At 72.2% G+C, this 24,399-nt stretch carries 23 protein-coding genes; 12 read left to right on the top strand and 11 right to left on the bottom strand.

The genetic code is table 11. The features are described from left to right. Positions 1–42 precede the first annotated feature (42 nt). Together ftsH and folE are read left to right on the top strand one after the other, a co-directional pair. The gene (gene ftsH / locus ACZ5DS_RS24875; RefSeq protein ID WP_468242321.1) at positions 43–2,082 is read left to right on the top strand and encodes an ATP-dependent zinc metalloprotease FtsH; all 2,040 of its coding nucleotides are present in this window, start codon (positions 43–45) and stop codon (positions 2,080–2,082) included. Positions 2,083–2,214: 132 nt separating this feature from the next. After that, on the top strand, positions 2,215–2,820 hold the full coding sequence (gene folE / locus ACZ5DS_RS24870; protein WP_100827524.1) for a GTP cyclohydrolase I FolE: 606 nt from the start codon (positions 2,215–2,217) through the stop codon (positions 2,818–2,820). 22 nt (positions 2,821–2,842) lie between these two features. Here folE and ACZ5DS_RS24865 read toward each other — a convergent pair whose 3' ends face one another. From ACZ5DS_RS24865 to ACZ5DS_RS24840, 6 genes are all read right to left on the bottom strand, one after another. After that, on the bottom strand, positions 2,843–3,331 hold the full coding sequence (locus tag ACZ5DS_RS24865; RefSeq protein ID WP_468242319.1) for a DUF3180 domain-containing protein: 489 nt from the start codon (positions 3,329–3,331) through the stop codon (positions 2,843–2,845). Between the two features lie 58 nt (positions 3,332–3,389). Beyond that, positions 3,390–4,001 (bottom strand): 2-amino-4-hydroxy-6-hydroxymethyldihydropteridine diphosphokinase, encoded by a 612-nt coding sequence (gene folK, locus ACZ5DS_RS24860; protein WP_468242317.1) that lies wholly within the window; start codon positions 3,999–4,001, stop codon positions 3,390–3,392. Beyond that, positions 3,998–4,357, bottom strand: coding sequence for a dihydroneopterin aldolase (gene folB / locus ACZ5DS_RS24855; RefSeq protein WP_359064435.1), 360 nt, complete (start codon positions 4,355–4,357; stop codon positions 3,998–4,000). Before folB ends, folK begins: the two co-directional genes overlap by 4 nt. Positions 4,358–4,606: 249 nt before the next feature. Next, positions 4,607–5,146 (bottom strand): nuclear transport factor 2 family protein, encoded by a 540-nt coding sequence (locus ACZ5DS_RS24850; protein WP_468242314.1) that lies wholly within the window; start codon positions 5,144–5,146, stop codon positions 4,607–4,609. Beyond that, on the bottom strand, positions 5,143–6,003 hold the full coding sequence (gene folP, locus ACZ5DS_RS24845) for a dihydropteroate synthase (RefSeq protein WP_468242312.1): 861 nt from the start codon (positions 6,001–6,003) through the stop codon (positions 5,143–5,145). The genes ACZ5DS_RS24850 and folP overlap by 4 nt, the downstream gene beginning before the upstream one ends. Before the next feature lie 136 nt (positions 6,004–6,139). Beyond that, complete coding sequence (locus ACZ5DS_RS24840) at positions 6,140–7,954, bottom strand: phosphatidylglycerol lysyltransferase domain-containing protein (RefSeq protein ID WP_468242310.1); 1,815 nt, start codon at positions 7,952–7,954, stop codon at positions 6,140–6,142. A 225-nt stretch (positions 7,955–8,179) separates the two neighbouring features. Here ACZ5DS_RS24840 and ACZ5DS_RS24835 point away from each other — a divergent pair, with 225 nt between their 5' ends. Next, positions 8,180–9,307: an alpha/beta hydrolase gene (locus ACZ5DS_RS24835; RefSeq protein WP_468242308.1), complete on the top strand. Its 1,128-nt coding sequence runs from the start codon at positions 8,180–8,182 to the stop codon at positions 9,305–9,307. Positions 9,308–9,404: 97 nt separating this feature from the next. Next, entirely contained in the window at positions 9,405–10,613 is a 1,209-nt protein-coding gene (locus ACZ5DS_RS24830) for a hypothetical protein (RefSeq protein ID WP_468242306.1), read from the top strand. 56 nt (positions 10,614–10,669) lie between these two features. Here ACZ5DS_RS24830 and ACZ5DS_RS24825 read toward each other — a convergent pair whose 3' ends face one another. Both ACZ5DS_RS24825 and ACZ5DS_RS24820 read right to left on the bottom strand, forming a co-directional pair. After that, positions 10,670–11,995, bottom strand: a complete 1,326-nt coding sequence (locus ACZ5DS_RS24825) for a PH domain-containing protein (RefSeq protein WP_468242303.1) — start codon at positions 11,993–11,995, stop codon at positions 10,670–10,672. Further along, positions 11,992–12,495, bottom strand: coding sequence for a PH domain-containing protein (locus tag ACZ5DS_RS24820; protein WP_468242301.1), 504 nt, complete (start codon positions 12,493–12,495; stop codon positions 11,992–11,994). The genes ACZ5DS_RS24825 and ACZ5DS_RS24820 overlap by 4 nt, the downstream gene beginning before the upstream one ends. A gap of 31 nt (positions 12,496–12,526) precedes the next feature. On the opposite strand from ACZ5DS_RS24820, the gene ACZ5DS_RS24815 reads away from it, so the two are divergent. Then, complete coding sequence (locus ACZ5DS_RS24815) at positions 12,527–13,675, top strand: NADH-quinone oxidoreductase subunit D (RefSeq protein WP_468242299.1); 1,149 nt, start codon at positions 12,527–12,529, stop codon at positions 13,673–13,675. Positions 13,676–13,714: 39 nt separating this feature from the next. Here the strand turns inward: ACZ5DS_RS24815 and ACZ5DS_RS24810 are convergent, their stop codons facing one another. After that, the gene (locus ACZ5DS_RS24810; protein WP_468242297.1) at positions 13,715–14,821 is read right to left on the bottom strand and encodes an SAM-dependent methyltransferase; all 1,107 of its coding nucleotides are present in this window, start codon (positions 14,819–14,821) and stop codon (positions 13,715–13,717) included. A 118-nt stretch (positions 14,822–14,939) separates the two neighbouring features. Between ACZ5DS_RS24810 and ACZ5DS_RS24805 the strand changes: the two genes are divergently transcribed. Together ACZ5DS_RS24805 and ACZ5DS_RS24800 are read left to right on the top strand one after the other, a co-directional pair. After that, on the top strand, positions 14,940–16,145 hold the full coding sequence (locus ACZ5DS_RS24805; protein ID WP_468242295.1) for a sensor histidine kinase: 1,206 nt from the start codon (positions 14,940–14,942) through the stop codon (positions 16,143–16,145). 88 nt (positions 16,146–16,233) lie between these two features. After that, on the top strand, positions 16,234–16,905 hold the full coding sequence (locus tag ACZ5DS_RS24800; RefSeq protein ID WP_468242293.1) for a response regulator transcription factor: 672 nt from the start codon (positions 16,234–16,236) through the stop codon (positions 16,903–16,905). Between the two features lie 3 nt (positions 16,906–16,908). Here ACZ5DS_RS24800 and ACZ5DS_RS24795 read toward each other — a convergent pair whose 3' ends face one another. After that, on the bottom strand, positions 16,909–18,015 hold the full coding sequence (locus ACZ5DS_RS24795) for a DUF5937 family protein (RefSeq protein ID WP_468242291.1): 1,107 nt from the start codon (positions 18,013–18,015) through the stop codon (positions 16,909–16,911). Between the two features lie 162 nt (positions 18,016–18,177). Between ACZ5DS_RS24795 and ACZ5DS_RS24790 the strand changes: the two genes are divergently transcribed. Further along, positions 18,178–18,384, top strand: a complete 207-nt coding sequence (locus ACZ5DS_RS24790; protein ID WP_468242288.1) for a hypothetical protein — start codon at positions 18,178–18,180, stop codon at positions 18,382–18,384. Between the two features lie 5 nt (positions 18,385–18,389). On the opposite strand, the gene ACZ5DS_RS24785 is transcribed toward ACZ5DS_RS24790, so the two are convergent. Further along, entirely contained in the window at positions 18,390–19,562 is a 1,173-nt protein-coding gene (locus ACZ5DS_RS24785; protein ID WP_468242286.1) for a threonine aldolase family protein, read from the bottom strand. A gap of 175 nt (positions 19,563–19,737) precedes the next feature. On the opposite strand from ACZ5DS_RS24785, the gene ACZ5DS_RS24780 reads away from it, so the two are divergent. Genes ACZ5DS_RS24780 through nadC form a run of 4 tightly spaced genes read left to right on the top strand, consistent with a single transcriptional unit; the run spans position 19,738 to position 24,399 of the window. Further along, positions 19,738–20,691, top strand: coding sequence for a Rossmann-like and DUF2520 domain-containing protein (locus tag ACZ5DS_RS24780; RefSeq protein WP_468242284.1), 954 nt, complete (start codon positions 19,738–19,740; stop codon positions 20,689–20,691). After that, the gene (gene panC, locus ACZ5DS_RS24775; RefSeq protein ID WP_468242281.1) at positions 20,691–21,692 is read left to right on the top strand and encodes a pantoate--beta-alanine ligase; all 1,002 of its coding nucleotides are present in this window, start codon (positions 20,691–20,693) and stop codon (positions 21,690–21,692) included. Before ACZ5DS_RS24780 ends, panC begins: the two co-directional genes overlap by 1 nt. Beyond that, a complete protein-coding gene (locus ACZ5DS_RS24770; RefSeq protein ID WP_468242279.1) occupies positions 21,689–23,425 on the top strand; it encodes an L-aspartate oxidase in 1,737 nt (578 codons plus the stop codon). Before panC ends, ACZ5DS_RS24770 begins: the two co-directional genes overlap by 4 nt. Beyond that, positions 23,422–24,399: a carboxylating nicotinate-nucleotide diphosphorylase gene (gene nadC, locus ACZ5DS_RS24765; protein ID WP_468242277.1), complete on the top strand. Its 978-nt coding sequence runs from the start codon at positions 23,422–23,424 to the stop codon at positions 24,397–24,399. The genes ACZ5DS_RS24770 and nadC overlap by 4 nt, the downstream gene beginning before the upstream one ends.

Genomic DNA, 24,399 nt, shown 5'->3' with positions numbered 1-24,399 from the left:
CTCACTATGGCAGGAGGGACGGGGCGGCACCGCTCCGTATGGATGGACGTGAAGCGATACTTCCGTGGGCCGGTCATGTGGATCGTGCTGGCCGTCCTTGCCGTGGTCGTGTTGATGCAGGTCGTCGGCTCGTCCGGCGGCTACAAGACGGTGGACACCGGCCAAGTCATTGCGGCGATCAGCGAGAACAAGGTCGAGTCGGCCAAGCTGACGACCGGTGACGAGCAGAGCATCAAGGTCACCCTCAAGGACGGCCAGAAGGTCGAGGGCAGCTCGAAGATCCAGGCGAGCTACATCGGCGACCAGGGCGTGACCATCGCCGCCACGCTGCAGACCAAGTACCAGGACAAGCAGATTCCGGACGGCTACACGGTCTCGCCGTCCAAGCAGAACCCGTTCCTCGGCGTCCTGCTCTCCCTGCTGCCCTTCGTGCTGATCGTGGTCGTCTTCCTGTTCCTGATGAATCAGATGCAGGGCGGCGGCTCCCGGGTCATGAACTTCGGCAAGTCCAAGGCCAAGCTCATCACCAAGGACACCCCGAAGACGACCTTCGCCGACGTCGCCGGCTGTGACGAGGCCGTCGAGGAACTCCACGAGATCAAGGAGTTCCTCCAGGAACCGGCCAAGTTCCAGGCCGTCGGCGCCAAGATCCCCAAGGGCGTGCTCCTCTACGGCCGCCCCGGCACCGGCAAGACGCTCCTCGCGCGCGCCGTGGCCGGCGAGGCCGGAGTCCCCTTCTACTCGATCTCCGGTTCCGACTTCGTCGAGATGTTCGTCGGTGTCGGTGCCTCCCGAGTCCGTGACCTCTTCGAGCAGGCCAAGGCGAACGCCCCGGCGATCGTCTTCGTCGACGAGATCGACGCGGTCGGCCGCCACCGCGGCGCCGGCCTCGGCGGCGGTCACGACGAGCGCGAGCAGACCCTGAACCAGCTGCTCGTCGAGATGGACGGCTTCGACGTCAAGGGCGGCGTGATCCTCATCGCCGCCACGAACCGCCCGGACATCCTCGACCCGGCCCTCCTGCGCCCCGGCCGCTTCGACCGGCAGATCGCCGTCGACCCGCCGGACCTGCAGGGCCGCATGGAGATCCTCAAGGTCCACCAGAAGGGCAAGCCGGTCGCGCCCGACGTCGACCTCGCCGCCGTCGCCCGCCGCACCCCCGGCATGACCGGCGCCGACCTGGCCAACGTGCTCAACGAGGCCGCGCTGCTCACCGCCCGCGGTGACCAGAAGCTGATCGACAACAAGGCGCTGGACGAGGCGATCGACCGCGTGGTCGCGGGCCCGCAGAAGCGGACCCGGATCATGTCGGACAAGGAGAAGAAGATCACCGCGTACCACGAGGGCGGCCACGCCCTGGTCGCGGCGGCTTCCCCGAACGCCGACCCGGTCCACAAGATCACGATCCTCTCCCGCGGCCGCGCCCTCGGCTACACGATGGTGCTGCCGGACGAGGACAAGTACTCGACCACCCGCAACGAGATGCTCGACCAGCTGGCGTACATGCTGGGCGGCCGCGCGGCCGAGGAACTGGTCTTCCACGACCCGACCACCGGCGCCGCCAACGACATCGAGAAGGCCACCAACCTGGCCCGCGCGATGGTCACGCAGTACGGCATGACCGAGCGGCTCGGTGCGATCAAGTTCGGCGGCGACAACAGCGAGCCGTTCCTCGGACGTGAGATGGCTCACCAGCGCGATTACTCGGAAGAGGTCGCCGCGCTGGTCGACGAAGAGGTCAAGAAGCTCATCGAGACCGCTCACAACGAGGCCTGGGAGATCCTGGTCGAGAACCGCGACGTGCTGGACAACCTCGTCCTGGCCCTCCTGGAGAAGGAGACCCTGGGCAAGGAGGAGATCGCCGAGATCTTCGCCCCGATCCACAAGCGCCCGCCGCGGCCCGCCTGGACCGGCTCCTCCCGCCGTACGCCCTCCACCCGCCCGCCGGTGCTCTCCCCGAAGGAGCTGGCACTGACCAACGGCACGAACGGAGCGACGGCGGCGATCAGCACGGCCAAGTCCACGGCCGCGGAGTCCGCCCCGGTGACGGACAGGGCCCCGGAGGAACGTCCCGAGAGCTGACGAGTTTCAGCCAACCGGCCCGGAATGAATGCCGCGGCCCTCAGGTTTTAGCCTGGGGGGCGCGGCTTTTCGGTTTGTCCGCAGACAGAGCGCGTGCGCGCACGCGTGACAGGCACAGGAACGAGGAACCAGATGACCGACCCCGTGACCCTGGACGGTGAGGGCACCATCGGCGAGTTCGACGAGAAGCGCGCCGAGAACGCCGTACGGGAACTGCTGATCGCGGTCGGTGAGGACCCGGACCGTGAGGGTCTCAGGGAGACGCCCGGCCGGGTGGCGCGGGCGTACAAGGAGATCTTCGCGGGCCTGTGGCAGAAGCCCGAGGACGTCCTGACGACGACGTTCGACCTTGGGCACGACGAGATGGTGCTCGTGAAGGACATCGAGGTGTACAGCACCTGTGAGCATCATCTGGTGCCGTTCAGGGGTGTCGCCCACGTCGGCTACATCCCGTCCGTGACCGGGAAGATCACCGGTCTGTCCAAGCTGGCCCGGCTGGTGGACGTCTACGCCCGGCGCCCGCAGGTGCAGGAACGCCTCACGACGCAGATAGCGGACTCCCTGATGGAGATCCTGGAGCCGCGGGGCGTGATCGTGGTCGTCGAGTGCGAACACATGTGCATGTCGATGCGCGGCATCCGCAAGCCGGGTGCGAAGACCATCACCTCGGCGGTGCGCGGTCAGCTGCGGGACGCGGCGACGCGGAACGAGGCGATGAGCCTGATCATGGCGCGCTGAGCGGTCGCTGCGGAGTCGGCGGTCAGGCCACCGGCTCCGCGCCCGCATGGTCGTGGTCGTCGTCCTCCGGGAGCTTGCAGACCCGCTCCAGGAAGATGGCCGCTGCTATCACGGCGATGCCGGCCAGGACCGAGAAGCCGGCGTAGACGGCCTGGTCGCGGCGGGCGGGGATGTCGAGGAGTTCCAGGAGGAAGACGCCCGTCCCGGCGTACATGCCGGCGACCAGAGCGGCCACCAGGGCGCTCGCCTGGCCGAAGACGACCGCTCGGGCGGCCATCAGGGGGTCGACACCCTTCGCGCCGGGGCGGCGCTCGCGCTGGGCCTTGAAGCGGGCGCGCAGCGAGAGCGCTGTGGAGAGCAGGACCACCGCGATCAGGGCGAGGACGATGGGGGCGGCCAGGGGGACGCTGGGGAGAGTCCCGATCGAGTTCCAGAGGCGGGCTCCCGCCCAGGACAGGATTCCGGCCACGACGAACACGCCGGCCAGCACCCTGATGCGCAGCTCTCTCACGGTGTCCCTTCAGCTCCCCCGGACCGATCCCGGACTGTGGTCGTCTTGACCTTAACGACTACTCGGGCAGTCGGAGTTCCAGGTCCGCGCGGGGCGCGATGCCGTCGCGGGTGACGGCCGTCAGCAGTTCGGCCACCGAGCCGCGGCCGGGCAGCTGTGCCTGCGGGTCGACGTCGTACCAGGGCGCGAGCACGAAGGCGCGTTCGTGGGCGCGCGGGTGGGGGAGGGTGAGCTGTGGGTCGTCGGAGGTGACGTCGGCGTAGGCGACGATGTCGACGTCCAGGGTGCGTGGTCCCCAGTGCTCGTCGCGGACCCGTTTGAAGGCCTCCTCGACGGCGTGGGCTCGCTCCAGCAGGGAGGACGGGGGCAGGGTGGTCTTGAGGACGACGACGGCGTTGAAGTAGGTGGGCTGGCTGCCCGGCTCGACGCCCCACGGCTCCGTCTCGTAGACCGGGGACACGGCCTTCACGCGGACGCCGGGGGTGTCCTCGAGGGCGTCGACGGCTCCTTGGAGGGTCTCCATGCGGTTGCCCAGGTTGGAGCCGATGGAGATGACGGCGCGTTTCGGGTTGCTCAGTGTGGTGTCGGCGGCGTCGACCTGTTCGACGACCGCGGCGGGCACCGGCTGGACGGTCGGGTCGCTGTGACCCTGGAGGAAAGATCGGGTCATACTCGGCTCCGGGTGATGGTGACGGTCACGTCGTCGAAGGGGACGGTGATCGGGGCGTCCGGCTTGTGGACGCGGACCTCGACCTCCAGGACTCCTTCGTGCTTCAGGCAGGTCTGGGCGATCCGCTCGGCGAGGGTCTCGATGAGGTTCACCGGTTCGCCCTCGACCACGGCCACGACCTCTTCGGCCACGATGCCGTAGTGCACGGTCTTCGCCAGGTCGTCGTCGGCCGCGGCCGGCCGGGTGTCCAGGCCAAGGACGAGGTCCACGATGAAGGTCTGGCCCTCCTCGCGTTCCTTGGGGAACACACCGTGGTGCCCGCGGGCCTTCAGGCCGCGCAGCGCGACACGATCCACGCGAATCACTCCTGCAATCGTCGGGAACGGCCGGGCGGTGTCGCGTGCGGGCGGCACGCCGACCTCAGACGAATCTACCTGCGGGCTGTGACACGGCCGGGTCATGAGGGCGCGGGCCCGCGCGGGGACCCGGAGGCTTCACCGGGTGTTTCCCCTGGGGAACCCGGTCGCGTCATGGGTTGGTAGCGGCACCTACCCGCGAGTTCGTGATTCCAACCACTTCTTCGTCCCTATGGGGTGCGGACCGGTTCAGGCGAGGGGGTTGTCGTCCGGTTCCACGTCATTCGCTCCGTTCTGGCCGTTTTCGTCTTCCTCGTCGGTCTCGGCCAGGACGGGGGAGGCGTGGTGCGACCACAGTTTCCAGCCGGTGGGTGTGCGCCGGAACACGTTCGTGGCCACGACGAGCTGGCCGACCAGGGGGCCGAGCTCCGCGCCGTCCTCGGGAGCGGGGCCGCCGCTGAGGATGTTCTCGGTGCAGGTGACGAGGGCGGTGTCGCCGGTGACCGAGACGTGTACGTCGGTGAGGAAGAACTGGATGTAGTCGGTGTTCGCCATGATCAGCGCGTACGACCTCAGCACCTCGGGGCGGCCGGTGAGCACCGGCCAGCCCGGGTGGACACAGGAGATCACGCCGGTGTCCGCGGGGTCGTGGTACTCCTCGTCGACGCCCAGGTCGGAGGGCGTGAGCCAGAGCGCGGACAGCTCCTCGTAGTCGCCGCGCTCCATCGCCTCGTAGAAGGCGGTGTTGGCGGCCTCCACCTGTTCGACGTCGGTGTGGGGGGCGCTCACCGGGCTCCTTCCACGGCGCGCGCGACCCGTACCGCGTCCGCTGTGGCGTGAACCTCGTGCACGCGCACCGCCCACGCGCCGGCGTGCGCCGCGAGCGCGGAGACGGCGGCCGTGGCGGCGTCGCGCTCGCGGGCCGGCGGGGGTGCGCCGTCCGGTCCTGCGAGGACGCGGCCGAGGAACCGCTTGCGGGAGGCGGCGACGAGCAGGGGGTGGCCGAGAGCGTGCAGCCGGTCGAGGTGGGCGAGGAGGGTGAGGTCGTGCTCGGCCTCCTTGGAGAAGCCGAGGCCGGGGTCGACGACGATGCGGTCGGGGGCGATGCCGCCCTCGAGAACGGCCTCCACGCGCGCGTGCAGTTCGTCCGCGACTTCGGCGACGACGTCCTCGTAGACGCCCTTGACGTTGCCGCCCTCGAGGAAACCGCGCCAGTGCATGACGACGAAGGGGGCGCCCGTGGCGGCGACCACCGGGATCATGGCGGGGTCGGCGAGGCCGCCGCTGACGTCGTTGACGAGGGAGGCGCCGGCCGCGAGGGCCTGTTCGGCGACGGAGGCGCGCATGGTGTCGACGGAGACGACCACGCCTTCGGAGGCGAGGCCGCGGACGACGGGGACGACGCGCCTGAGTTCCTCGGCCTCGTCGACGCGGGTGGCGCCGGGTCGGGTGGACTCGCCGCCGACGTCGACCAGGTCCGCGCCCTCGGCGACCAGGTCCAGGCCGTGCTTGACGGCGAGGGTCGTGTCGAACCAGCGGCCGCCGTCGGAGAAGGAATCGGGGGTCACGTTGACGACTCCCATGACCGCGCACCGGTCCCATGCCGGAAGGCCTGTCACTCGACCGCGTCCGCTGAGGTTGTTCATACGTTCAGCGTAGGCCCAGGGGGGCGCCGTCAACGCGCTGCGGCCCGGGCGGAAGGCCCCGTGCTGGAGGGGGTGGGGCTTCCGCCCGGGCCAGTCGGGGGCCGGGCCGGACTCTGCGCAGCCGCAGAGCGGGTGGTCAGGCGGCTCGGACGTCGCGCTCCGCGACGGCGTGCGCGCAGGGGCGCGCGGCGGCCGCCCTGCGCCGGCGCAGGGCGCGCGGCAGCGGCAGGGCGAGGTTGACGAAGCCCTCGGCCTGCATGGCCGCGAAGCCGATGCGGGGCAGGTCGGCGGAGGCGCGGTAGACGACGAACCGCGGCTCCCAGCGCGGCTGGAACTTGGCGTTGAACTTGTACAGCGACTCGATCTGGAACCAGCGGGAGAGGAACACCAGCAGTCCGCGCCAGGCGCGCAGCACCGGCCCTGCGCCGATCTTCTCCCCGCGCGCGAGGGCGGAGCGGAACATCGCGAAGTTCAGCGAGACCCGGGTGATGCCGAACTTCGGGGCGGCCTGCAGGGCGGCGACGATGAGCAGTTCGTTCATGCCGGGGTCGGCACTGCGGTCGCGGCGCATGAGGTCCAGGGAGGCGCCGTCCTTCCCCCAGGGCACGAAGTGCAGGATCGCCTTCAGGTCGCCGTACTCCCCGGGCTCGTCGTCCTGCTTGTGGGCGGTGGCGATCAGGCAGTCGCCGTCGGTGACGTCGCCGATGCGGCCGAGGGCCATGGAGAAGCCACGCTCGGTGTCGGTGCCGCGCCAGTCCTCCGCGGCCCGGCGGATGCGCTCCAGCTCGGCCTCACCGAGGTCACGGATACGCCGTACCCGGGTTTCGTAGCCGGCTCGCTCGATGCGCTTGACCATCTGGCGCACGTTGCGCATCGCGCGTCCGGCGAGCGAGAAATCCGCCACGTCGACCACCGCCTCGTCGCCCAGTTCCAGGGCGTCCAGGCCGGTCTCGCGGGTCCACACCTCGCCGCCCGTCTCCGAGCAGCCCATGACCGCCGGGGTCCAGGAGTGCGCCTTGGCCTCGTCCATGAAGCGTTCGATGGCGCCGGGCCAGGCCTCGACGTCGCCGATCGGGTCGCCGCTCGCGAGCATCACGCCGGAGACGACGCGGTAGGTGACCGCCGCCTTGCCGCTGGGCGAGAAGACGACCGCCTTGTCGCGGCGCAGCGCGAAGTGGCCGAGGGAGTCGCGGCGGCCGTGCTTGTCCAGCAGGGCGCGCAGGCGGACCTCGTCCTCCTCGGTGAGGCGGGCGGCCGGGTGTTCGGGGCGGAAGGCGAAGTAGATGGTGGTGACCGCGGTCAGCCAGCCGAGGGCGCCGAGGGAGAAGGCGACCGTCCAGGAGGTGTTGCCGTCGTAGTCCAGGGGGCCCTCGAAGCCGAACAGGCCGTAGACGACGTGCGTCAGCCGGTCGGCCAGGCTCGGGTCGCCGACCATGCGGTTGGGGTGGACGCTGACGATGACCAGTCCGAGGGCGATCGAACCGGCGGCCATCAGGACGAAGTTGGCGAGCGCGCGCCAGCGGCTGCGCGGGTCGGGCAGGGCCGCGAACTCGTCACGGTGGCGCAGCAGCGGTACGAGCAGCGCCAACGAGATCAGCATCCCGATGAGCGAGTGCCGGTACACGAACTCGGCGACGGCGCCGGCCGGCAGGAGCGCGACCGCCGCGCGCCACGCCCGGCGCTTGCGCCGTTTGAGCCCGTGCGCGAGCAGGAGCAGGAGCACACCGGCGCTGAGTGAGAGCGCCGCCGCGAAGGGCCCGAAGGAGCCGGGCAGTACCTCGGCGATGGCGTGCATACGGCTGTGACGGAAGCGCGGGAACACGCCCGCCGCAATGTCCACTGTGCCCACGAGGGCGCACGCCCTGCCGACCAGAGCGGGAACGGCCTCGGGGCGCGGGCCGCGCAATATGCGCCGTGCCCGGCTTGATCGACTCGGAACCTCGCCCGACATTTCCCCATCTATCCTGACAGACATCGCATCCCGTAGTTCTGCGAGAGACCTTGAACCCGGTGCCGAGCGGGGCATCCGGCGACATTGCGCCCTCTAGGACGGTGTCTCGGGGAGAGAGGTTCACTCCCCTCCGGAAAGTCGGGTCAAAGGCCAAGGAAAGCCCCGGGCAAGCCCGCGCGACGATGCGTGGGCGGTCACGGGCGGAAAGCGCAGGCAAAGCAGCCCATGGGTCTCACGAGCAACAAGGTGTTGGCGCTGGCGATCATGTTCGCCCTGGTGCTGTTCGTCGCAACGGTGTGGCTGTGGCCGCGGCTCGCCCGGCAGAGCTGGCGGGCCGTCAGCGGGCGGGTCGGCCTGCTCCTTGCCACCCAGTTGGCCCTCTTCTCCTCCCTGGGGGTCGCCGCCAACCAGGCCTTCGGCTTCTACGCCAGCTGGGCGGACCTGTTCGGCAAGGAGACCGACCAGGGCGTCGTCGTCGACCACTCGCTGGGCGGCGGCACGGGCGGCCCGCTGCAGGTGCTCTCCACCTCACGGGTGCCGGGTGTGCACAGCTCGCGGCCGCAGACGGCCGGGCAGGTCCAGAAGGTCGACATAGTGGGCCGCACGTCCCACGTCGCCGTGCCGGCGTACGTCTACCTGCCGCCCGAGTACTTCCAGCCGCAGTACCGCACGCGCACGTTCCCGGCAGCTGTCGTCCTGACCGGCTATCCCGGTACGGCCAAGGCACTGGTGGACAAACTTGACTACCCGCGTACGGCGCAGGAGCTGGCCAAGGACGGGCGGATGCAGCCGATGATCCTGGTGATGCTCCGGCCGACCGTGGCGCCGCCGCGCGACACCGAGTGCGTGGACGTCCCGGGCGGGCCGCAGGCCGAGACCTTCTTCGCCAAGGACCTGCCCGAGGCCGTACTCGCGCACTACCGGGTGGGCAAGCGGCCCGGCAGCTGGGGCATCATCGGCGACTCGACCGGCGGCTACTGCGCGCTGAAGATCGCCATGCACCACCCCAACGTCTACGCGGCCGGCGCCGGTCTGTCGGCGTACTACAAGGCGCCGATCGACCCCACGACCGGTGACCTCTTCCACGGTGACAAGAACCTGAAGAATCGTGCCGACCTGTGGTGGTTCCTCAAGCACCAGCCCGCGCCCGACACTTCGCTGCTCGTCACCAGCAGCAAGATCGGCGAGCGCAACTACAAGGACACGCTCAAGTTCATAGAGCGTGTGCGGGCGACGAACCTGACCCGGATCTCGTCGATCATCCTCGACAGCGGCGGGCACAACTTCAACACCTGGCGCCGGGAGATCCCGCCGACGCTGCAGTGGATCAGCGGACGGCTGACCGACCGCTGACGCCGCGGGTGCCCGATGCCCGGTGAAGCCTTCGGTGTGGCCGTGTTTTTACTGGGCGGGGGTCCACGATTCGCCTACGCGCGGTAAGTTTCTGGCCATGCCACGTGGACGCCACCGCCATTCACCACCTCTGCACCGGCTGTTGCCTCCGTCGGCGATCGCCGGCGTCTCCGCCGTCTGCGCGCTGGGTCCCTGGGTGTTCTCCGAGGGCACGGTGTTGCGCACGCTGGCCGCGGCCGCCGCGGCGACAGCCGTCGTCGGCGCGGTCGTGATGCGCCGCTGGGACTCCCAGGCCGGCAAGCAGGTCGCCGACCTCACGCGCGCGCGTGCCAGCGACGAGTGGCGCTTCGACGAACGGGTCGCCGAACTGGAGACCGACCTGGAGGAGTCGCGCGAACTGCGCACCAAGCTGGAGCAGCGGCTGCGCGCCAAGCGCGCCGAGCTGGCCGGGCTGCGCAACGAGCACGCGGCCCTGCTGCGCCGCTATGCCACGGCGGAGACCGAGCGCGCGAGTGCCCTGGAGGGGCGCCGGCTGCTGGAGATCGAGGCGGCCGAGCCGGCGGGTGCGCCCGCACTGCCGCCCGCGCGCAGCGCCGGGTCCGAGGACGCCGAGACGACTGCCAAGGCTGCCGGGACCGCCGAGCAGGCCGAGGAGAAGCCGAAGGCCGGTCCGGTGTTCTCCGCCGAGGGTGCTCAGCTGTTCCTGAAGGCCGCGGTGGCGCTGGCCCGGCTCGACCGTGACGGGGCGTCAGTCAAGGTCGGGCACGAGGCCGTAACGCCTCAGGCCGTCAAGCCCGAGGGCGCCACGGAGACGTCGGTCGAGGCTTCGGCCGGCGCTCCGGAGAGGCAGCCCGCTCGGGAGGCTGCCCAGGCACAGGAGGCCGAACAGGAGGGCGAGGCGCAGGGGAAGTCCGAGGCGGCCGGGGAGCACACGCACGCGGCCGCCGCCTCCACCGCGCCGGAACAGCCCGCCAAGCCCGCGCAGCAGCCCTCCGGTCACTTCACGGTGCCCACCGCGGTGGCCGTCGTACCGGCCACGCCCGTGCGGCGTCCGGCGGTCGAGGGCGGGTTCGACTTCTTCGGCACCCAGAAGGACACGTCGTCCGCCGCGCTGGAGTCCGTGCAGAACGAGGACCTCGCGGACGTCGTCGGCCAGGAGGCCCTCGCGCTGCACAAGGCCGAGGCCGAGGCCGAGTTCAAGCCCGCCGACCCGGAGTCGCGCGGTGCCGGCCAGGTGATCGACCTGACCGCGCACGACGAGACGGAGCAGATCGACCTCCAGGGGCTGCGTTCCGCGGCTTCCTGAGGCGTCACCAGGCACCAGGCACCGGGCCCGGTTCACCCCCGAGGGGTGGACCGGGCTCACGCCATCCAGCGGTCCGGGCGGGCGTCCCTGCGGCCGGTGCGGGACCGCTCCGCCTGGGCGCGCAGCAGCCGCGCCGCCTCCTCGGCGTCCCGCAGACGGGCGGTGACGGTCTTGTCGGCCCCGGTGTCCACGTGGACGTCCGCGAGCCGCCACAGGCGCTCCCAGGGCCCCTGGGTGAGCCGCACGCTCTGCACCTTGGCGTGCGGGACCAGCGACAGGCTGCGGCGCAGCAGCCCGTGCCGGGCGGCGAACACCGTGTCGGTGACCGCGAGGCCGTGCCCGCGCCACCACACCGGCACACACCACCCGGCCCGCCGCGGCGGCCGCGCCGACGACGCCGGTACGGTCACGCCGGGCAGCACGCGCGCTATGACCGCCTCGGCGACCGCGCGCGGGGCGACCGGCACGAGCACGGAGTTGTCGGATCCGGCCACGTCCAGTTCCACCCGCACCCAGCTGCGCCGCCGCCACAGCAGCGGCTCCACGATCCGCACGGTCTGCACCCGGCCCGGCGGCACCGTCTCGTGCGCGCGGTCGAGCAGTCCGTGGTCGATGCGCAGCCCGTCCGGGGACTCGCCCACCGTCCAGTCGTACTCGGCGACGAACCGCCCGGCGCTGCTCGCGCCCGCCGTGCCGAGCAGCGGCAGGGCGGCGGCGAGGACCGTCCACACGCTGTGGGTGACGAGCCACAGCACGGGCGGCACGACGAGGGCGGCGGTCAGGGAGCCCCAGGTGGCGCCCGTCAGCACGAGGGAGAGCGCCAGCTCGCGCGGGGGCACGCGCAGCAGCTCGTGCGCCGGTGCCTCGCCTACTTCGTGCGCCGTCTCGGGCGCGAAACCCGCCGCGCGCGCGAGCAGCTCCGCACGCAGGGCGCGCGCCTCCTGCTCACCCAGGAAGGCGAGTTCGTCCTTCTTGTCCGCCCCGACCGCGTCTATCCGCAGCTTGGCGACACCCGCCACGCGCGCGAGGAGCGGACGCGTGACATCGACCGCCTGGATGCGCTCCAGACGGATGTGCGCCGTGCGCCGGAACAGCAGCCCGGTCCGTATGCGCAGTTCGCTGTCGGTGACCGCGAAGTGCGTGAACCACCAGGACAGGAAGCCGTAGAGGCCGGCCGCCGGGACCAGTACGGCGAGCCCGAGGAGAAGCATCGTGGAGGTCAGCCTCTGCAGCTGCTCCTGCGCGCCGTTCGGGTCGTGCGCGGCCCATCCGGCGAGCACGGCGACCGGCGCCCACGCGCGCCGGAAGGGCGTGACGGGGTGCAGCCGCCGTTCGGCGACGGGCGGGCGAGCCGTCGCCTCGCCGAGGCCCGGCGTGGTCACAGGCCCGCCGATCGGGCCTCGCCCAGCTCGGTGAGCCGGTCGCGCAGCCTCTCCGCCTCGGCCGGGTCCAGGCCCGGGATGGTCGCGTCGGTCGCCGCGGCCGCGGTGTGCAGCTGCACGCTGGCCAGCCCGAACCAGCGCTCCACGGGCCCCGAGGTGACCTCCACCAGCTGCATCCGCCCGTACGGCACCACGGTCTCCTCGCGCCACAGGACACCGCGGCTGATCAGCAGGTCGTCGGCGCGCTCGGCGTACCGCCAGGAGCGCCAGTTGCGGCCCAGCAGCCGCCAGCCCCACGCGGCCAGGGCGAGCGGGAGGAGTGCGAAGGCGGCCCAGGCCGGTCCCGCGAGCAGGCCGGGCAGCAGCCCCGCCGCGAGGGCGAGCACGCCCATCCACACCACCAGCAGCAGCCGGCGCATGCGCAGCAGGCCGGACGGCAGCCCCCGCCACACCGGCTCGTCCCCCGCCACCCCGGCCTGCTCCGGTATCCCCGTTTCCATGGAGCCAGCGTACGTAGGGGAAACTGGGTGCATGACTGCGACGGAGACCACGGTCGGCATCGGCGGCGGCGCCGAGAGCACCGACATGGTGCTCAACATCGGGCCCCAGCATCCGTCCACGCACGGCGTGCTGCGGCTCAGGCTCGTGCTGGACGGGGAGCGCATCGTGCACGCGGAGCCGGTGATCGGCTACATGCACCGGGGCGCGGAGAAGCTCTTCGAGGCGCGCGACTACCGCCAGATCATCATGCTCGCCAACCGGCACGACTGGCTGTCGGCGTTCTCGAACGAGCTGGGCGTCGTCCTCGCCGTGGAGCGGATGCTCGGCATGGAGGTCCCCGAGCGCGCGGTGTGGACCCGCACGCTGCTCGCCGAGCTGAACCGGGTTCTGAACCACCTGATGTTCCTCGGGTCGTACCCGCTGGAGCTGGGCGGCATCACTCCGATCTTCTACGCGTTCCGGGAGCGCGAGGAGCTCCAGCACGTCATGGAGGAGGTCTCCGGCGGGCGCATGCACTACATGTTCAACCGCGTCGGAGGCCTGAAGGAGGACCTGCCGGCCGGATGGACCGCACGCGCGCGTGCCGCCGTGGCCGACGTGCGCTCGCGCATGGACCGGTTCGACGACCTGGTGCTCGGCAACGAGATCTTCCGGGGGCGCACGCGGGGCGTGGGCGCGCTCACGCCGGAGACCGTGCACGCGTACGGCGTGAGCGGGCCCATCGCGCGCGCCTCGGGTGTCGACTTCGACCTGCGCCGCGACGAGCCGTACCTGGCCTACGGCGACCTCCAGGACACGCTGAAGGTCGTCACCCGCAGCGAGGGCGACTGTCTCGCCCGCTTCGAGTGCCTGCTGGAACAGACCCACAACGCGCTGGACCTCGCCGACGCCTGCCTGGACCGGCTCGCCGAGCTGCCGCCCGGGCCGATCAACCAGCGGCTGCCCAAGGTGCTGAAGGCACCCGAGGGGCACACGTACGCGTGGACCGAGAACCCGCTCGGCATCAACGGCTACTACCTGGTCAGCAAGGGCGAGAAGACCCCGTACCGGCTGAAGCTGCGCTCGGCGTCGTACAACAACATCCAGGCGCTGACCGAGCTGCTGCCGGGGACACTGGTGGCGGACATGGTGGCGATCCTGGGGTCGATGTTCTTCGTGGTCGGTGACATCGACAAGTAGACGCTCACCGGCCCTGCTGCCTGGTCCGCCGGACAGGCGCTAGGCGTCCGGCCGGAGCGGGTCCGCAATTCCCACCGGCTGGAGCAGCCAGCCGAAGTCGCCGAGGCCGCCCGGAGCGGTGAGTTCGGCGGCCTCGCCGGCGCTCGCGAGGGCACGTACATAGGCCGAGGGGTCCGTGGAGGCCAGCGTGAGCGGGGGGCGTGCGCCGGTGAGGTCCAGGGCGCGTAGGGCGGCGCGTTGCGTGAGCAGGCGTGCGGCGGAGAGCGTGCGCGCCGGATCGGTGGGTGTACGCGCCGCGCTCAGGGATGTGTGCGCCGTGTCCGGGGCCGTGTGCGCCGTGCGGTCCGCCGTGGGCGCCGCCGCGCACGCGTCCAGCGCGACGTGTGCCGTGATGTCGCACGACCCGTCCGGCACGGGCGCCGTCTCGCGCCCTTCCCGGAATCCGGTGAGCGTCCCGAACGGGGGGCGCGCCTGCGCGGTGTGCGCGTAGTCCACGGCCACCGCGAGTCCGCGCGCGACCCGGTCCACCGCCGCCGCCCACGCCAGGTCCCTGGGCCGCCCGATCTCCGCGCGCACCCCCTCCTCGGCCGGCAGCGGCCACCACCGCGCCAGCCAGTCCGCGTCCGCGCCCGTCACCGGCTCTCCGAGCCGCTCGGTGCCGTCCGGCGCGACCAGCACCAGCCGGGGCACGCCCGCCGGGTCGACTTCGGCGACGTCCACGGGCACGTTGTCCAGCCACTCGTTGGCGAAGAGAAGCCCGGTGACCGCGTCCGGGGGCTCGTGCAGCCAGGTGATCCGGTCGTCCAGGTCCGACGGACGGTCGGCGATCTCGACGGCGTACCCGCGCGCGCGGGCGGCCACGTCCGCCGGCAGGGCGGTGAGCACGTCGGAGACGAGTTCCCCGCGTCCGGCGCCCATGTCGACGAAGTCCAGCGCCGGGGGACGCCCGAGCGCCTCGTCGACCCGGCACAGCAGCCGGGCCACGGCCTGTGCGAACAGCGGGGACGCGTGCACGGACGTACGGAAGTGTCCGGCCGGGCCCTCGGGCCGCCGGTAGAAGCCGTCCGGGCCGTAGAGCGCCTCCTCGGTCGCCTCCCGCCAGCCCCGTCCCTCGCGGACGTTCTCCGCCGTCGCCTCATCCGTCACCGGGACAGACTAGGCGCACAGGTGATCACTGCCTCCACCTTGGGGAGTACACATGCCGGGTACGGATCGGCCCTCCGGTTGACCCCTGCACGCATCTCGTTTCCCTACTCTGGGTTACGTGCAGCGCCTCTATGACTTCCTCCGCAGGCACCCGACGTGGGTCGACAGCTTCTGGGCCGTCGTCCTCTTCGGGCTCTCCAGCGTGAGCGTGGTGAGTCTCGAGAGGACGCCCGGCCACCACATGACGCTCGGCGGGGGGCTGGCGGTGTCCGTCGTCCTGTGCGTCGTCGTCGCGCTGCGCCGCCGTTTCCCGGAGCCGATGCTGCTGCTGGCCCTCGCGACCGGGCTGGCCCAGCTGGTGCTGAACATCGAGACGACCGTCGCCGACTTCGCCATGCTGGTGATCACGTACACGGTCGCCATGACCGGCGCGCGCTGGGCGTCGCGGCTGGCGCTCGCGGTGAGCCTGGGCGCGGCGACCCTGTCACAGCTGCGCTGGCCGCAGACCCAGACGAGTTTCCTGGGCCAGGTGGCGATCGCGGTGTTCCAGACGGTGCCCTTCGCCCTCGCCTGGGTGCTCGGCGACTCCATGCGCACCCGCCGTGCCTACTTCGCCGAGCTGGAGGAGCGCGCCGCCCGCCTGGAGAAGGAGCGCGAGGCGCAGGCCAAGGTGGCGGTCGCCGCCGAGCGCGCCCGGATCGCGCGCGAGCTGCACGACGTCGTCGCGCACAACGTGTCGGTGATGGTGGTCCAGGCCGACGGCGCCGCCTACGTCCTCGACGCCGCCCCCGACCAGGCGAAGAAGGCCCTGGAGACGATCTCCTCCACCGGCCGCCAGGCCCTCGCCGAGATGCGCCGCCTGCTGGGCGTGCTGCGCACCGGCGAACACCAGGAGAGCGGCGAGTACGTCCCGCAGCCGGACGTCGAGCAGATCGACGAGCTCATCGAGCAGTGCCGCAGCTCCGGCCTGCCCGTCGACTTCAAGGTCGAGGGCACCCCGCGCCCGCTGCCCAGCGGCGTGGAGCTGACCGCGTACCGCATCGTGCAGGAGGCGCTCACCAACACCCGCAAGCACGGCGGGCCCAACGCGGGCGCGAGCGTGCGGCTGGTCTACTTCGACGACGGGCTCGGCCTGCTCATCGAGGACGACGGCAAGGGCGCCCCGCACGAGCTGTACGAGGAGGGCGGCGCCGACGGCCAGGGGCACGGCCTGATCGGCATGCGCGAGCGGGTCGGCATGGTCGGCGGCACTCTGGACGCGGGCCCGCGCCCGGGCGGAGGATTCCGCATCAGCGTGCTGCTCCCGCTGAAACCGGCACACTGACGGCTGCGCGCCCCCTGTTGACACCTGTAACACCCCCTGCCACCCGAAGACGGCAGAAAACGCAACCGAAGAGACGGAAGAGGACCCGATGGCGATCCGCGTGATGCTCGTCGACGACCAGGTGCTGCTGCGCACCGGGTTCCGGATGGTGCTCGCCGCCCAGCCGGACATGGAAGTCGTCGCGGAGGCGGGCGACGGCGTCGAGGCCCTTCAGGTGGTGCGTTCCACCGCTGTCGACGTCGTCCTGATGGACGTCCGCATGCCGAAGCTGGACGGCGTGGAGGCCACGCGCCGCATCTGCCAGGAGCCGAACCCGCCGAAGGTGCTGATCCTGACCACCTTCGACCTGGACGAGTACGCCTTCTCCGGACTGAAGGCGGGCGCCTCCGGCTTCATGCTCAAGGACGTGCCGCCCGGCGAGCTGCTGGCGGCCATCCGCGCCGTGCACAGCGGCGACGCGGTGGTGGCGCCCTCCACCACACGGCGCCTGCTGGACCGGTTCGCGCCGATGCTGCCCTCCGCCGGCAAGGAGCCCCAGCACAAGGAGCTGGAGCGGCTCACCGACCGGGAACGCGAGGTCATGGTGCTGGTCGCGCAGGGCCTGTCGAACGGCGAGATCGCGGCCCGGCTGGTGCTGTCCGAGGCGACGGTGAAGACCCACGTGGGCCGCATCCTGACCAAGCTCGGCCTGCGCGACCGGGTACAGGTCGTGGTGCTGGCCTACGAGACCGGCCTGGTGCGCGCGGGCGGCCACGGCTGACGGCTACCGGAGTATCCCCTCCAGGAAGTCGCTGCCCAGCCGGGCGACGATGGTGACGTCCAGTTGATGCAGCACGTACCGGCCGCGGCGGCGGGTGGTGAGCAGCCCCGCCTTCTTCAGCACGCTCAGGTGCCGGGATATCTCGGGCGCCGTCATCCCGTGGATCTGAGCCAGTTCGCTGGTGGTGTAGGCGCTGCGCGCCAGGTGGCGGCACATACGCAACCGCACCGGGTGGGACAGGGCGGTCATCCGCAGTGCGAGCTGGTCCACCGAGGGCGGGGCCGCCAGTTCGGGTGAGCCGACCGGATAGTGCAGCACCGGCTGCCAGCCGTACCGGTGCAGAACGCTCAGATGCGGCCAGCCCAGGCTCGTCGGGACGAGCAGGAGACCGCCGTCCGCGGTGGCCGAATGGCCGGTGCCCAGTTTGTCGACCGTGATCAGAGCGGCCTCTTCGTCGAGCGCGACCGTGGGGGACACCGCGGCCAGTGCTTCCGCCAGGCCCCTGCGCCGCAGGAGATCCGTCTTGTGGCGCGCGTCCGCCGCGAGCTGGTGACGCAGCCTGGACCAGGTCTCGGCGAAGAACGCCTCGTCACAGTCCGCCAGGAACTGCCGCAGCCAGGCCCGGATCCTCGGCGGGTCGGCCAGCAGCCGCTCGGTGAACCGGACTTGCCGGCGCCCACGCGAGGCGGCCAGCTCCAGCGCCCGCCGACGCACCGTGGCGTCGGAGAGCGCGGAGGGGCCGCGCGAGCAGTACGGCGCCGCGCAGGTGAACTCCATGGCCGCGTCCACGAACTGCTCGTCCGTCAGCTTGTCCAGGAGGTCCAGTTCCTCGGCCAGGGTGGCACCGGGCAGCGTGCTCAGGCCCTCGATGCCGGCGAACGGCAGGAACAGGTCCGAGAAGGTCGAGCGCCACAGGAAATCCGCCTCGCACATCCGGTCGGCCAGGTGCGGGTCCAGCTGGGCCGTCACGCCGGTCGCCCAGCCCCGCAGCCCCGGGTGATGGCCCGGCTCCGACAGCGCGTGCAGGGCCATGCCCAGCTCGCCCAACGGCGAGGGGACGACGGCAACCCTCTCCGGGCGCAGCCCCGCGATGTCGATGTGCACGCTCATGACCCCATGGTGCCCGGAGCCACCGACAACCAGGTCGCCGATTGACGGTGGACGTCAATCGACGCGACTTTCCCGCCCGGACCGGCGCAACCTGGGCTCACCGGGGCAGCCGCGGAGCCCGATCAGTCACCGATCAGCCACGTCCCGAGAAGGCGATCCGTCATGAGCATCACCCAGCAGTACCTCCTCGACACCTACCGCGCCCGCCTGCACGGCGAGCCCGAACCGCCCGCGCCGGGCCGGCACGATGCCGATGTGCTGCGCGAGCTGCGCGACTACCGCCGCTTTCGCGCGGTTGTCGCCGGGCGCCCCGCGCGCGGGCGGCTCTGCCAGACCCTGACCCGCTGGTTGCACCCCCGCGCCCTCTAGGGGCTCTATGCCCTCCCGGGCAGCCGGCTCACGAACTCCGCGGCGGCCGCCCGGACGTCCGCGGCCGTCCACTCCAGGCCTGCGGAGCGGATGCCGACCTCGGTGTACGCCAGGCCGGGCGCAGGGCTGTCCCAGCCGCTCGCGAAGAGCATCACCGAGGTCTCCTCGGCCTGCTGCACCGCCGCCTTGGCCACCACGTCGGCGTCGTACGGCAGCCAGACCTGGAACTCCTGGGTGTGCGGCACCTCGGGGTGCACGCGCGCCCACGGCAGTCCGGCCTCGGCGAACCCCTCGCGCAGCGCGGCGGCGACCACGCGCGCGTGGCGCACGTAATCGGGCAGCCGGGGCAGCTCCCGCTCCAGGCCGACGAGTGCCGACAGCACGGTCGGGAACTGCTGGAAGATCATGCCGCCGTAGCGGTGCCGCCAGGTCCTCGCCTCCTCGATCAGCGTCCTCGGGCCGGCCAGGGCGGCGCCGCCGAAGCCGCCTAGGGACTTGTAGAACGACACGTAGACGCTGTCCGCCAGGCCCGCGATCTCCTCCAGGGGGCGCTCGAAGTGGACGGTGCACTCCCACAGGCGCGCGCCGTCGAAGTGCACCACCGCGTCGCGCTCCCGCGCCGCCTCCACGACCTCGGTCAGCTCCTCCCAGGTGGGCAGCACGAAACCGGCGTCCCTCAGGGGCAGCTCCAGCATCAGCGCCCCGAAGGGCTCCGGGAAGTCGCGTATCTCGTCGGCCGTGGGCAGCCGCGGCTCACCGGTCACCCGGACCGGACGCAGACCGCTGACCTGGCTGAGCGCATGCCGCTCGTGCACCTCGGGGTGGGCCAGGGCGTGCAGGGCCACCGTGGGGTTGCCGGTGCGGGCGGCCCAGCAGCGCAGGGCCACCTGCTGCGCCATCGTGCCCGTCGGGAAGAACGCGGCGGCCTCCGTGCCGAGCAGCGCCGCGACGCGTTCCTCCAGGGCGGCCACGATCCGGTCGCCGTAGACGTCCGTCGGCTCGTCCAGGTCGTACACCTCGGGGGCCGCCTCCTGGAGCAGCGCGAGCCGTTCGCGGATCGTGCCCCGCCAGCCTGCGCGCGACAGGACCCGCCGCGCCTCCAGTTGGGCGGTCCTGCGCCGCTGCCGCAGCAGTTCCTCCGCCGACCGCTCTTCGCCCTGCTCAGCCGTTTCAGTCATGCCGTGGATGATGCCCCGGCAGACCGGCGTGCGGCAGCGGGATTTCCCGGTGGCCCCGGGGCGTGGCGAAACCCACAGCCTGTGGACAACCGGCCGCCGCCCGACCCGATAGCGTTAACATGACGAGAAATCGTCCGGTACCCAGAGCGGACTGGAACGGGAAGGCCGCTGTCGCGTGAGTACAGTCCACCAGCCAGATCTCAAGGACCGCCCCGCGCGGCTCACGGTCGGCGTCGTCGGCGCCGGACGCGTGGGCCCCGCCCTGGCCGCGTCCCTCCAGCTCGCCGGGCACCGTCCGGTGGCCGTCTCCGGAGTCTCGGACGCCTCCCGCAGGCGCGCCGAGGCGATGCTGCCCGACGTGCCGCTGGTGCCGCCCGCCGAAGTCCTGCAGCGCGCCGACCTCGTCCTGCTCACCGTCCCCGACGACGCCCTGCCCGGCCTGGTCGCCGGCCTCGCCGAGACCGGCGCCGTACGGCCGGGGCAGCTGCTCGTGCACACCTCCGGGCGGTACGGCGCGAAGGTGCTCGACCCCGCCACGCGCGCGGGGGCGCTGCCGCTGGCGCTGCACCCGGCGATGACCTTCACCGGCACCCCCGTGGACGTCCAGCGTCTGGCGGGCTGCTCCTTCGGCGTCACCGCGCCCGAGGAGCTGCGCCTGGCCGCCGAGGCCCTGGTCATCGAGATGGGCGGCGAGCCCGAGTGGATCAGCGAGGAGAACCGCCCGCTCTACCACGCGGCCCTCGCCCTCGGCGCCAACCACCTGGTGACCCTGGTCGCCCAGTCCATGGAGCTGCTGCGCACGGCCGGCGTCGAGGCCCCCGACCGGATGCTCGGCCCGCTGCTCGGCGCCGCCCTGGACAACGCGCTGCGCTCCGGCGACGCGGCGCTCACCGGGCCGGTCGCGCGCGGGGACGCCGGCACGGTCGCCGCGCATGTCACCGAACTGCGCAGGCACGCCCCGCAGACCGTCGCCGGCTATCTGGCGATGGCCCGCGCGACCGCCGACCGGGCTCTCGCCCACGGCCTGCTGAAGCCGGAACTCGCCGAGGACCTGCTCGGCGTGCTGGCCGACGGATCCACCGGCACGAACGGCATCAACGGCACGAACGGCACCGAGGGGAACGCCTGATGACCACCGCCCTGCTGAGCACCGCCGACGAGCTGCACGCGCGCGTGCGCCACGGCCGCCGTGCCGTCGTGATGACCATGGGCGCCCTGCACGAGGGCCACGCCACGCTGATCCGTACCGCGCGCGAGATCGCCGGCCCAGGCGGCGAGGTCGTCGTCACCGTCTTCGTCAACCCGCTGCAGTTCGGCGCCGGCGAGGACCTGGACCGCTACCCGCGCACCCTCGAAGCCGACCTGAAGCTCGCCGAACAGGCGGGCGCCGACGCCGTGTTCGCGCCCGCCGCGGACGAGGTGTACCCGGGCGGCGAACCCCAGGTGCGCATCTCCGCGGGCCCCATGGGCGAGCGCCTGGAGGGCGCCTCGCGGCCCGGGCACTTCGACGGCGTGCTCACCGTCGTCGCCAAGCTGCTGCACCTCACCCGCCCCGACGTGGCCCTGTTCGGGCAGAAGGACGCCCAGCAGCTGGCCCTGATCCGGCGCATGGTGCGGGACCTGAACTTCGGCGTCGAGATCGTCGCCGTACCGACCGTGCGTGAGGACGACGGGCTCGCGCTGTCCAGCCGCAACCGCTACCTCTCGCCCGACGAGCGCCGTACCGCCCTCACCCTGTCCCGCGCCCTGTTCGCCGGCCGGGACCGGCACGCCGCGCAGGAGGCGCTGCGCGCGCGGGCCCGCGAAGTGCCCTCCACGCACGCGCGTGCCGAGGCGCTGAGCGCCATAGGAGAGTCCCGCGCGGCGGCCGACGCGCACGCCGTGGCCACCGCCGCGCCCGGCGGCCCGGCGGCCGTCCGCGCGGCTGCCCGCCAGGTCCTGGACGAGGCCGCGCGCCTCGACCCGCCGCTCCGGCTGGACTACCTCGCCCTGGTGGACCCGTCGGACTTCACCGAGATCGGTGACGACTTCACCGGCGAGGCCGTCCTCGCCGTGGCCGCCCGGGTGGGCACCACCCGGCTGATCGACAACCTCCCTCTCACCTTCGGATCCCTCGGAGCCGCCTCGTGACCAGCACAGGCATACGACTGCACGCGCCCGCCCCCGGGTGGTCCATCTCCGCGGACGTGGTCGTCGTCGGCTCCGGAGTGGCCGGCCTGACCGCCGCCCTGCGCTGCGAGGCCGCGGGCCTGACGACGGTCGTCGTCACCAAGGCCCGCCTGGACGACGGCTCCACGCGCTGGGCGCAGGGCGGCATCGCCGCCGCCCTCGGCGAGGGCGACACCCCCGAGCAGCACCTCGAGGACACCCTGGTGGCGGGCGCGGGCCTGTGCGACGAGGACGCGGTACGGATCCTCGTCACCGAGGGACCGGACGCGGTACGGCGGCTGATCTCCACCGGCGCCCACTTCGACACCGACGACGAGGGCGACATCCAGCTCACCCGCGAGGGCGGCCACCACCGCCGCCGCATCGCGCACGCGGGCGGGGACGCGACCGGCGCGGAGATCTCCCGCGCGCTCGTGGAGGCCGCACGCGCGCGTGGGGTGCGCATGATCGAGAACGCGCTGGTCCTGGACCTGCTCACGGACACCGACGGCCGTACCGCGGGCGTCACCCTGCACGTGATGGGCGAGGGGCAGCACGACGGCGTGGGTGCCGTGCACGCCCCCGCGGTCGTCCTCGCCACCGGCGGCATGGGCCAGGTGTTCTCCGCGACCACCAACCCGTCCGTGTCGACCGGCGACGGCGTGGCGCTGGCGCTGCGCGCGGGCGCGGAGATCAGCGACCTGGAGTTCGTGCAGTTCCACCCGACCGTGCTCTTCCTCGGCGCGGACGCCGAGGGCCAGCAGCCGCTCGTCTCCGAGGCGGTGCGCGGCGAGGGCGCCCACCTGGTCGACGGGAACGGCGTGCGCTTCATGGTCGGGCAGCACGAGCTGGCCGAGCTGGCGCCCCGGGACATCGTCGCCAAGGGCATCATGCGGCGGATGCAGGAGCAGGACGCCGAGCACATGTTCCTCGACGCCCGGCACTTCGGCGCCGACATGTGGGAACACCGCTTCCCGACCATCCTGGCCGCCTGCCGCGCCAACGGCATCGACCCGGTCACCGAGACCATCCCGATCGCCCCGGCCGCCCACTACGCCTCCGGAGGCATCCGCACCGACGCACAGGGGCGTACGACCGTCCCCGGCCTGTACGCGTGCGGCGAGGTCGCCTGCACCGGCGTGCACGGCGCCAACCGGCTCGCCTCCAACTCCCTCCTCGAAGGCCTCGTCTACGCCGAGCGCATTGCCGCCGACATCGCGGCGGCCCACGCCGCGGAAGGCCTCCACGCGCGCGTGCCCGCACCGGTCCCGGACCCCGAGAAGCCCGAGTACCCGCTGCTCGCCCCCGAGGCCCGGTTCGCCATCCAGCGGATCATGACCGAGGGAGCGGGCGTACTCCGTTCGGCGGACTCCCTGGACAAGGCCGCGGACCAGCTCCAGCGGCTGCACAGCGAGGCCCGCGACGCCCTGGAGGAGAACGGCAAGACCGCCGAGCCGGGCGTCGACACCTGGGAGGCCACCAACCTCCTGTGCGTGGCCCGCGTCCTGGTCGCCGCCGCCCGGCTGCGCGAGGAGACCCGCGGCTGCCACTGGCGCGAGGACCGCGCCGAGCGCGACGACACGAACTGGCGGCGCCACATCGTCGTACGGCTCAATCCCGACCGGTCGCTGGCCGTACGCACCACGGACACCGCAGACTTCCCCCCGACCCGGCCCACCCGGCACCACCAGCGTCCCCAGGAGCAGAACAAGTGAGCACCGACGACCTTCCCCTCGCCCCGACCGGCGGCTGCGGTGACGGCTGCGCCTGCGGCGCCGAGGGCGACGAGGAGTACCTGGAGAGCGGGCTCGACCCCGCGCTCGCCGAGCTGCTGGCCGCTGCCGGGCTCGACCCCATCGAGGTCGAGGACATCGCCAACGTCGCCATCCAGGAGGATCTGGCCGGCGGCGTGGACGTGACGACCGTCTCGACCATCCCCGAGGACGCGGTGGCCACCGCCGACTTCACCGCGCGTGAGGCCGGCGTGGTGGCGGGCCTCCGGGTCGCCGAGGCCGTGCTCTCCGTGGTCTGCACGGACGAGTTCGAGGTCGAGCGGCACGTCGAGGACGGCGACCGCGTCGAGGCCGGGCAGAAGCTGCTGTCGGTCACCACGCGCACGCGTGACCTGCTCACGGCCGAGCGCAGCGCCCTCAACCTCCTGTGCCGTCTGTCCGGCATCGCGACCGCCACGCGCGCGTGGGCGGACGTGCTGGAGGGCACCCAGGCGCGCGTGCGGGACACCCGCAAGACCACGCCGGGGCTGCGCTCGCTGGAGAAGTTCGCGGTGCGCTGCGGCGGGGGCGTCAACCACCGCATGTCGCTCTCCGACGCGGCCCTGGTGAAGGACAACCACGTGGTGGCCGCCGGGGGCGTCGCGCAGGCCTTCAAGGCCGTACGGGAGGCCTTTCCGGAGGTGCCGATCGAGGTCGAGGTCGACACCCTGCACCAGCTGCGCGAGGTCGTCGAGGCGGGCGCCGACCTGATCCTGCTGGACAACTTCACGCCCGAGGAGTGCGCGGAGGCCGTCGGGATCGTCCGCGGGCGGGCGCTGCTGGAGGCCTCCGGCCGGCTCACGCTCGACACCGCGCGCATGTACGCCGACACCGGTGTGGACTTCCTGGCCGTCGGCGCCCTCACCCACTCCTCGCCGATCCTCGACATCGGCCTGGACCTGCGCGAGGCGGAGTAA

The organism is Streptomyces sp. NPDC031100, from assembly GCF_055570785.1.
The sequence above is the reverse complement of the archived record's forward strand: the minus strand, read 5'-3'. Positions and strand labels throughout refer to the sequence as shown.

Excerpts from the sequence above, each read along its gene's own strand:
- ftsH (WP_468242321.1), top strand. The coding sequence starts at position 43 with ATGGACGTGAAGCGATACTTCCGTGGGCCGGTCATGTGGATCGTGCTG.
- folE (WP_100827524.1), top strand. The coding sequence starts at position 2,215 with ATGACCGACCCCGTGACCCTGGACGGTGAGGGCACCATCGGCGAGTTC.
- folK (WP_468242317.1), bottom strand. The coding sequence starts at position 4,001 with ATGACCCGATCTTTCCTCCAGGGTCACAGCGACCCGACCGTCCAGCCG.
- folP (WP_468242312.1), bottom strand. The coding sequence starts at position 6,003 with ATGAACAACCTCAGCGGACGCGGTCGAGTGACAGGCCTTCCGGCATGG.
- ACZ5DS_RS24840 (WP_468242310.1), bottom strand. The coding sequence starts at position 7,954 with ATGTCGGGCGAGGTTCCGAGTCGATCAAGCCGGGCACGGCGCATATTG.
- ACZ5DS_RS24835 (WP_468242308.1), top strand. The coding sequence starts at position 8,180 with ATGGGTCTCACGAGCAACAAGGTGTTGGCGCTGGCGATCATGTTCGCC.
- ACZ5DS_RS24830 (WP_468242306.1), top strand. The coding sequence starts at position 9,405 with ATGCCACGTGGACGCCACCGCCATTCACCACCTCTGCACCGGCTGTTG.
- ACZ5DS_RS24820 (WP_468242301.1), bottom strand. The coding sequence starts at position 12,495 with ATGGAAACGGGGATACCGGAGCAGGCCGGGGTGGCGGGGGACGAGCCG.
- ACZ5DS_RS24815 (WP_468242299.1), top strand. The coding sequence starts at position 12,527 with ATGACTGCGACGGAGACCACGGTCGGCATCGGCGGCGGCGCCGAGAGC.
- ACZ5DS_RS24800 (WP_468242293.1), top strand. The coding sequence starts at position 16,234 with ATGGCGATCCGCGTGATGCTCGTCGACGACCAGGTGCTGCTGCGCACC.
- ACZ5DS_RS24795 (WP_468242291.1), bottom strand. The coding sequence starts at position 18,015 with ATGAGCGTGCACATCGACATCGCGGGGCTGCGCCCGGAGAGGGTTGCC.
- ACZ5DS_RS24790 (WP_468242288.1), top strand. The coding sequence starts at position 18,178 with ATGAGCATCACCCAGCAGTACCTCCTCGACACCTACCGCGCCCGCCTG.
- ACZ5DS_RS24785 (WP_468242286.1), bottom strand. The coding sequence starts at position 19,562 with ATGACTGAAACGGCTGAGCAGGGCGAAGAGCGGTCGGCGGAGGAACTG.
- panC (WP_468242281.1), top strand. The coding sequence starts at position 20,691 with ATGACCACCGCCCTGCTGAGCACCGCCGACGAGCTGCACGCGCGCGTG.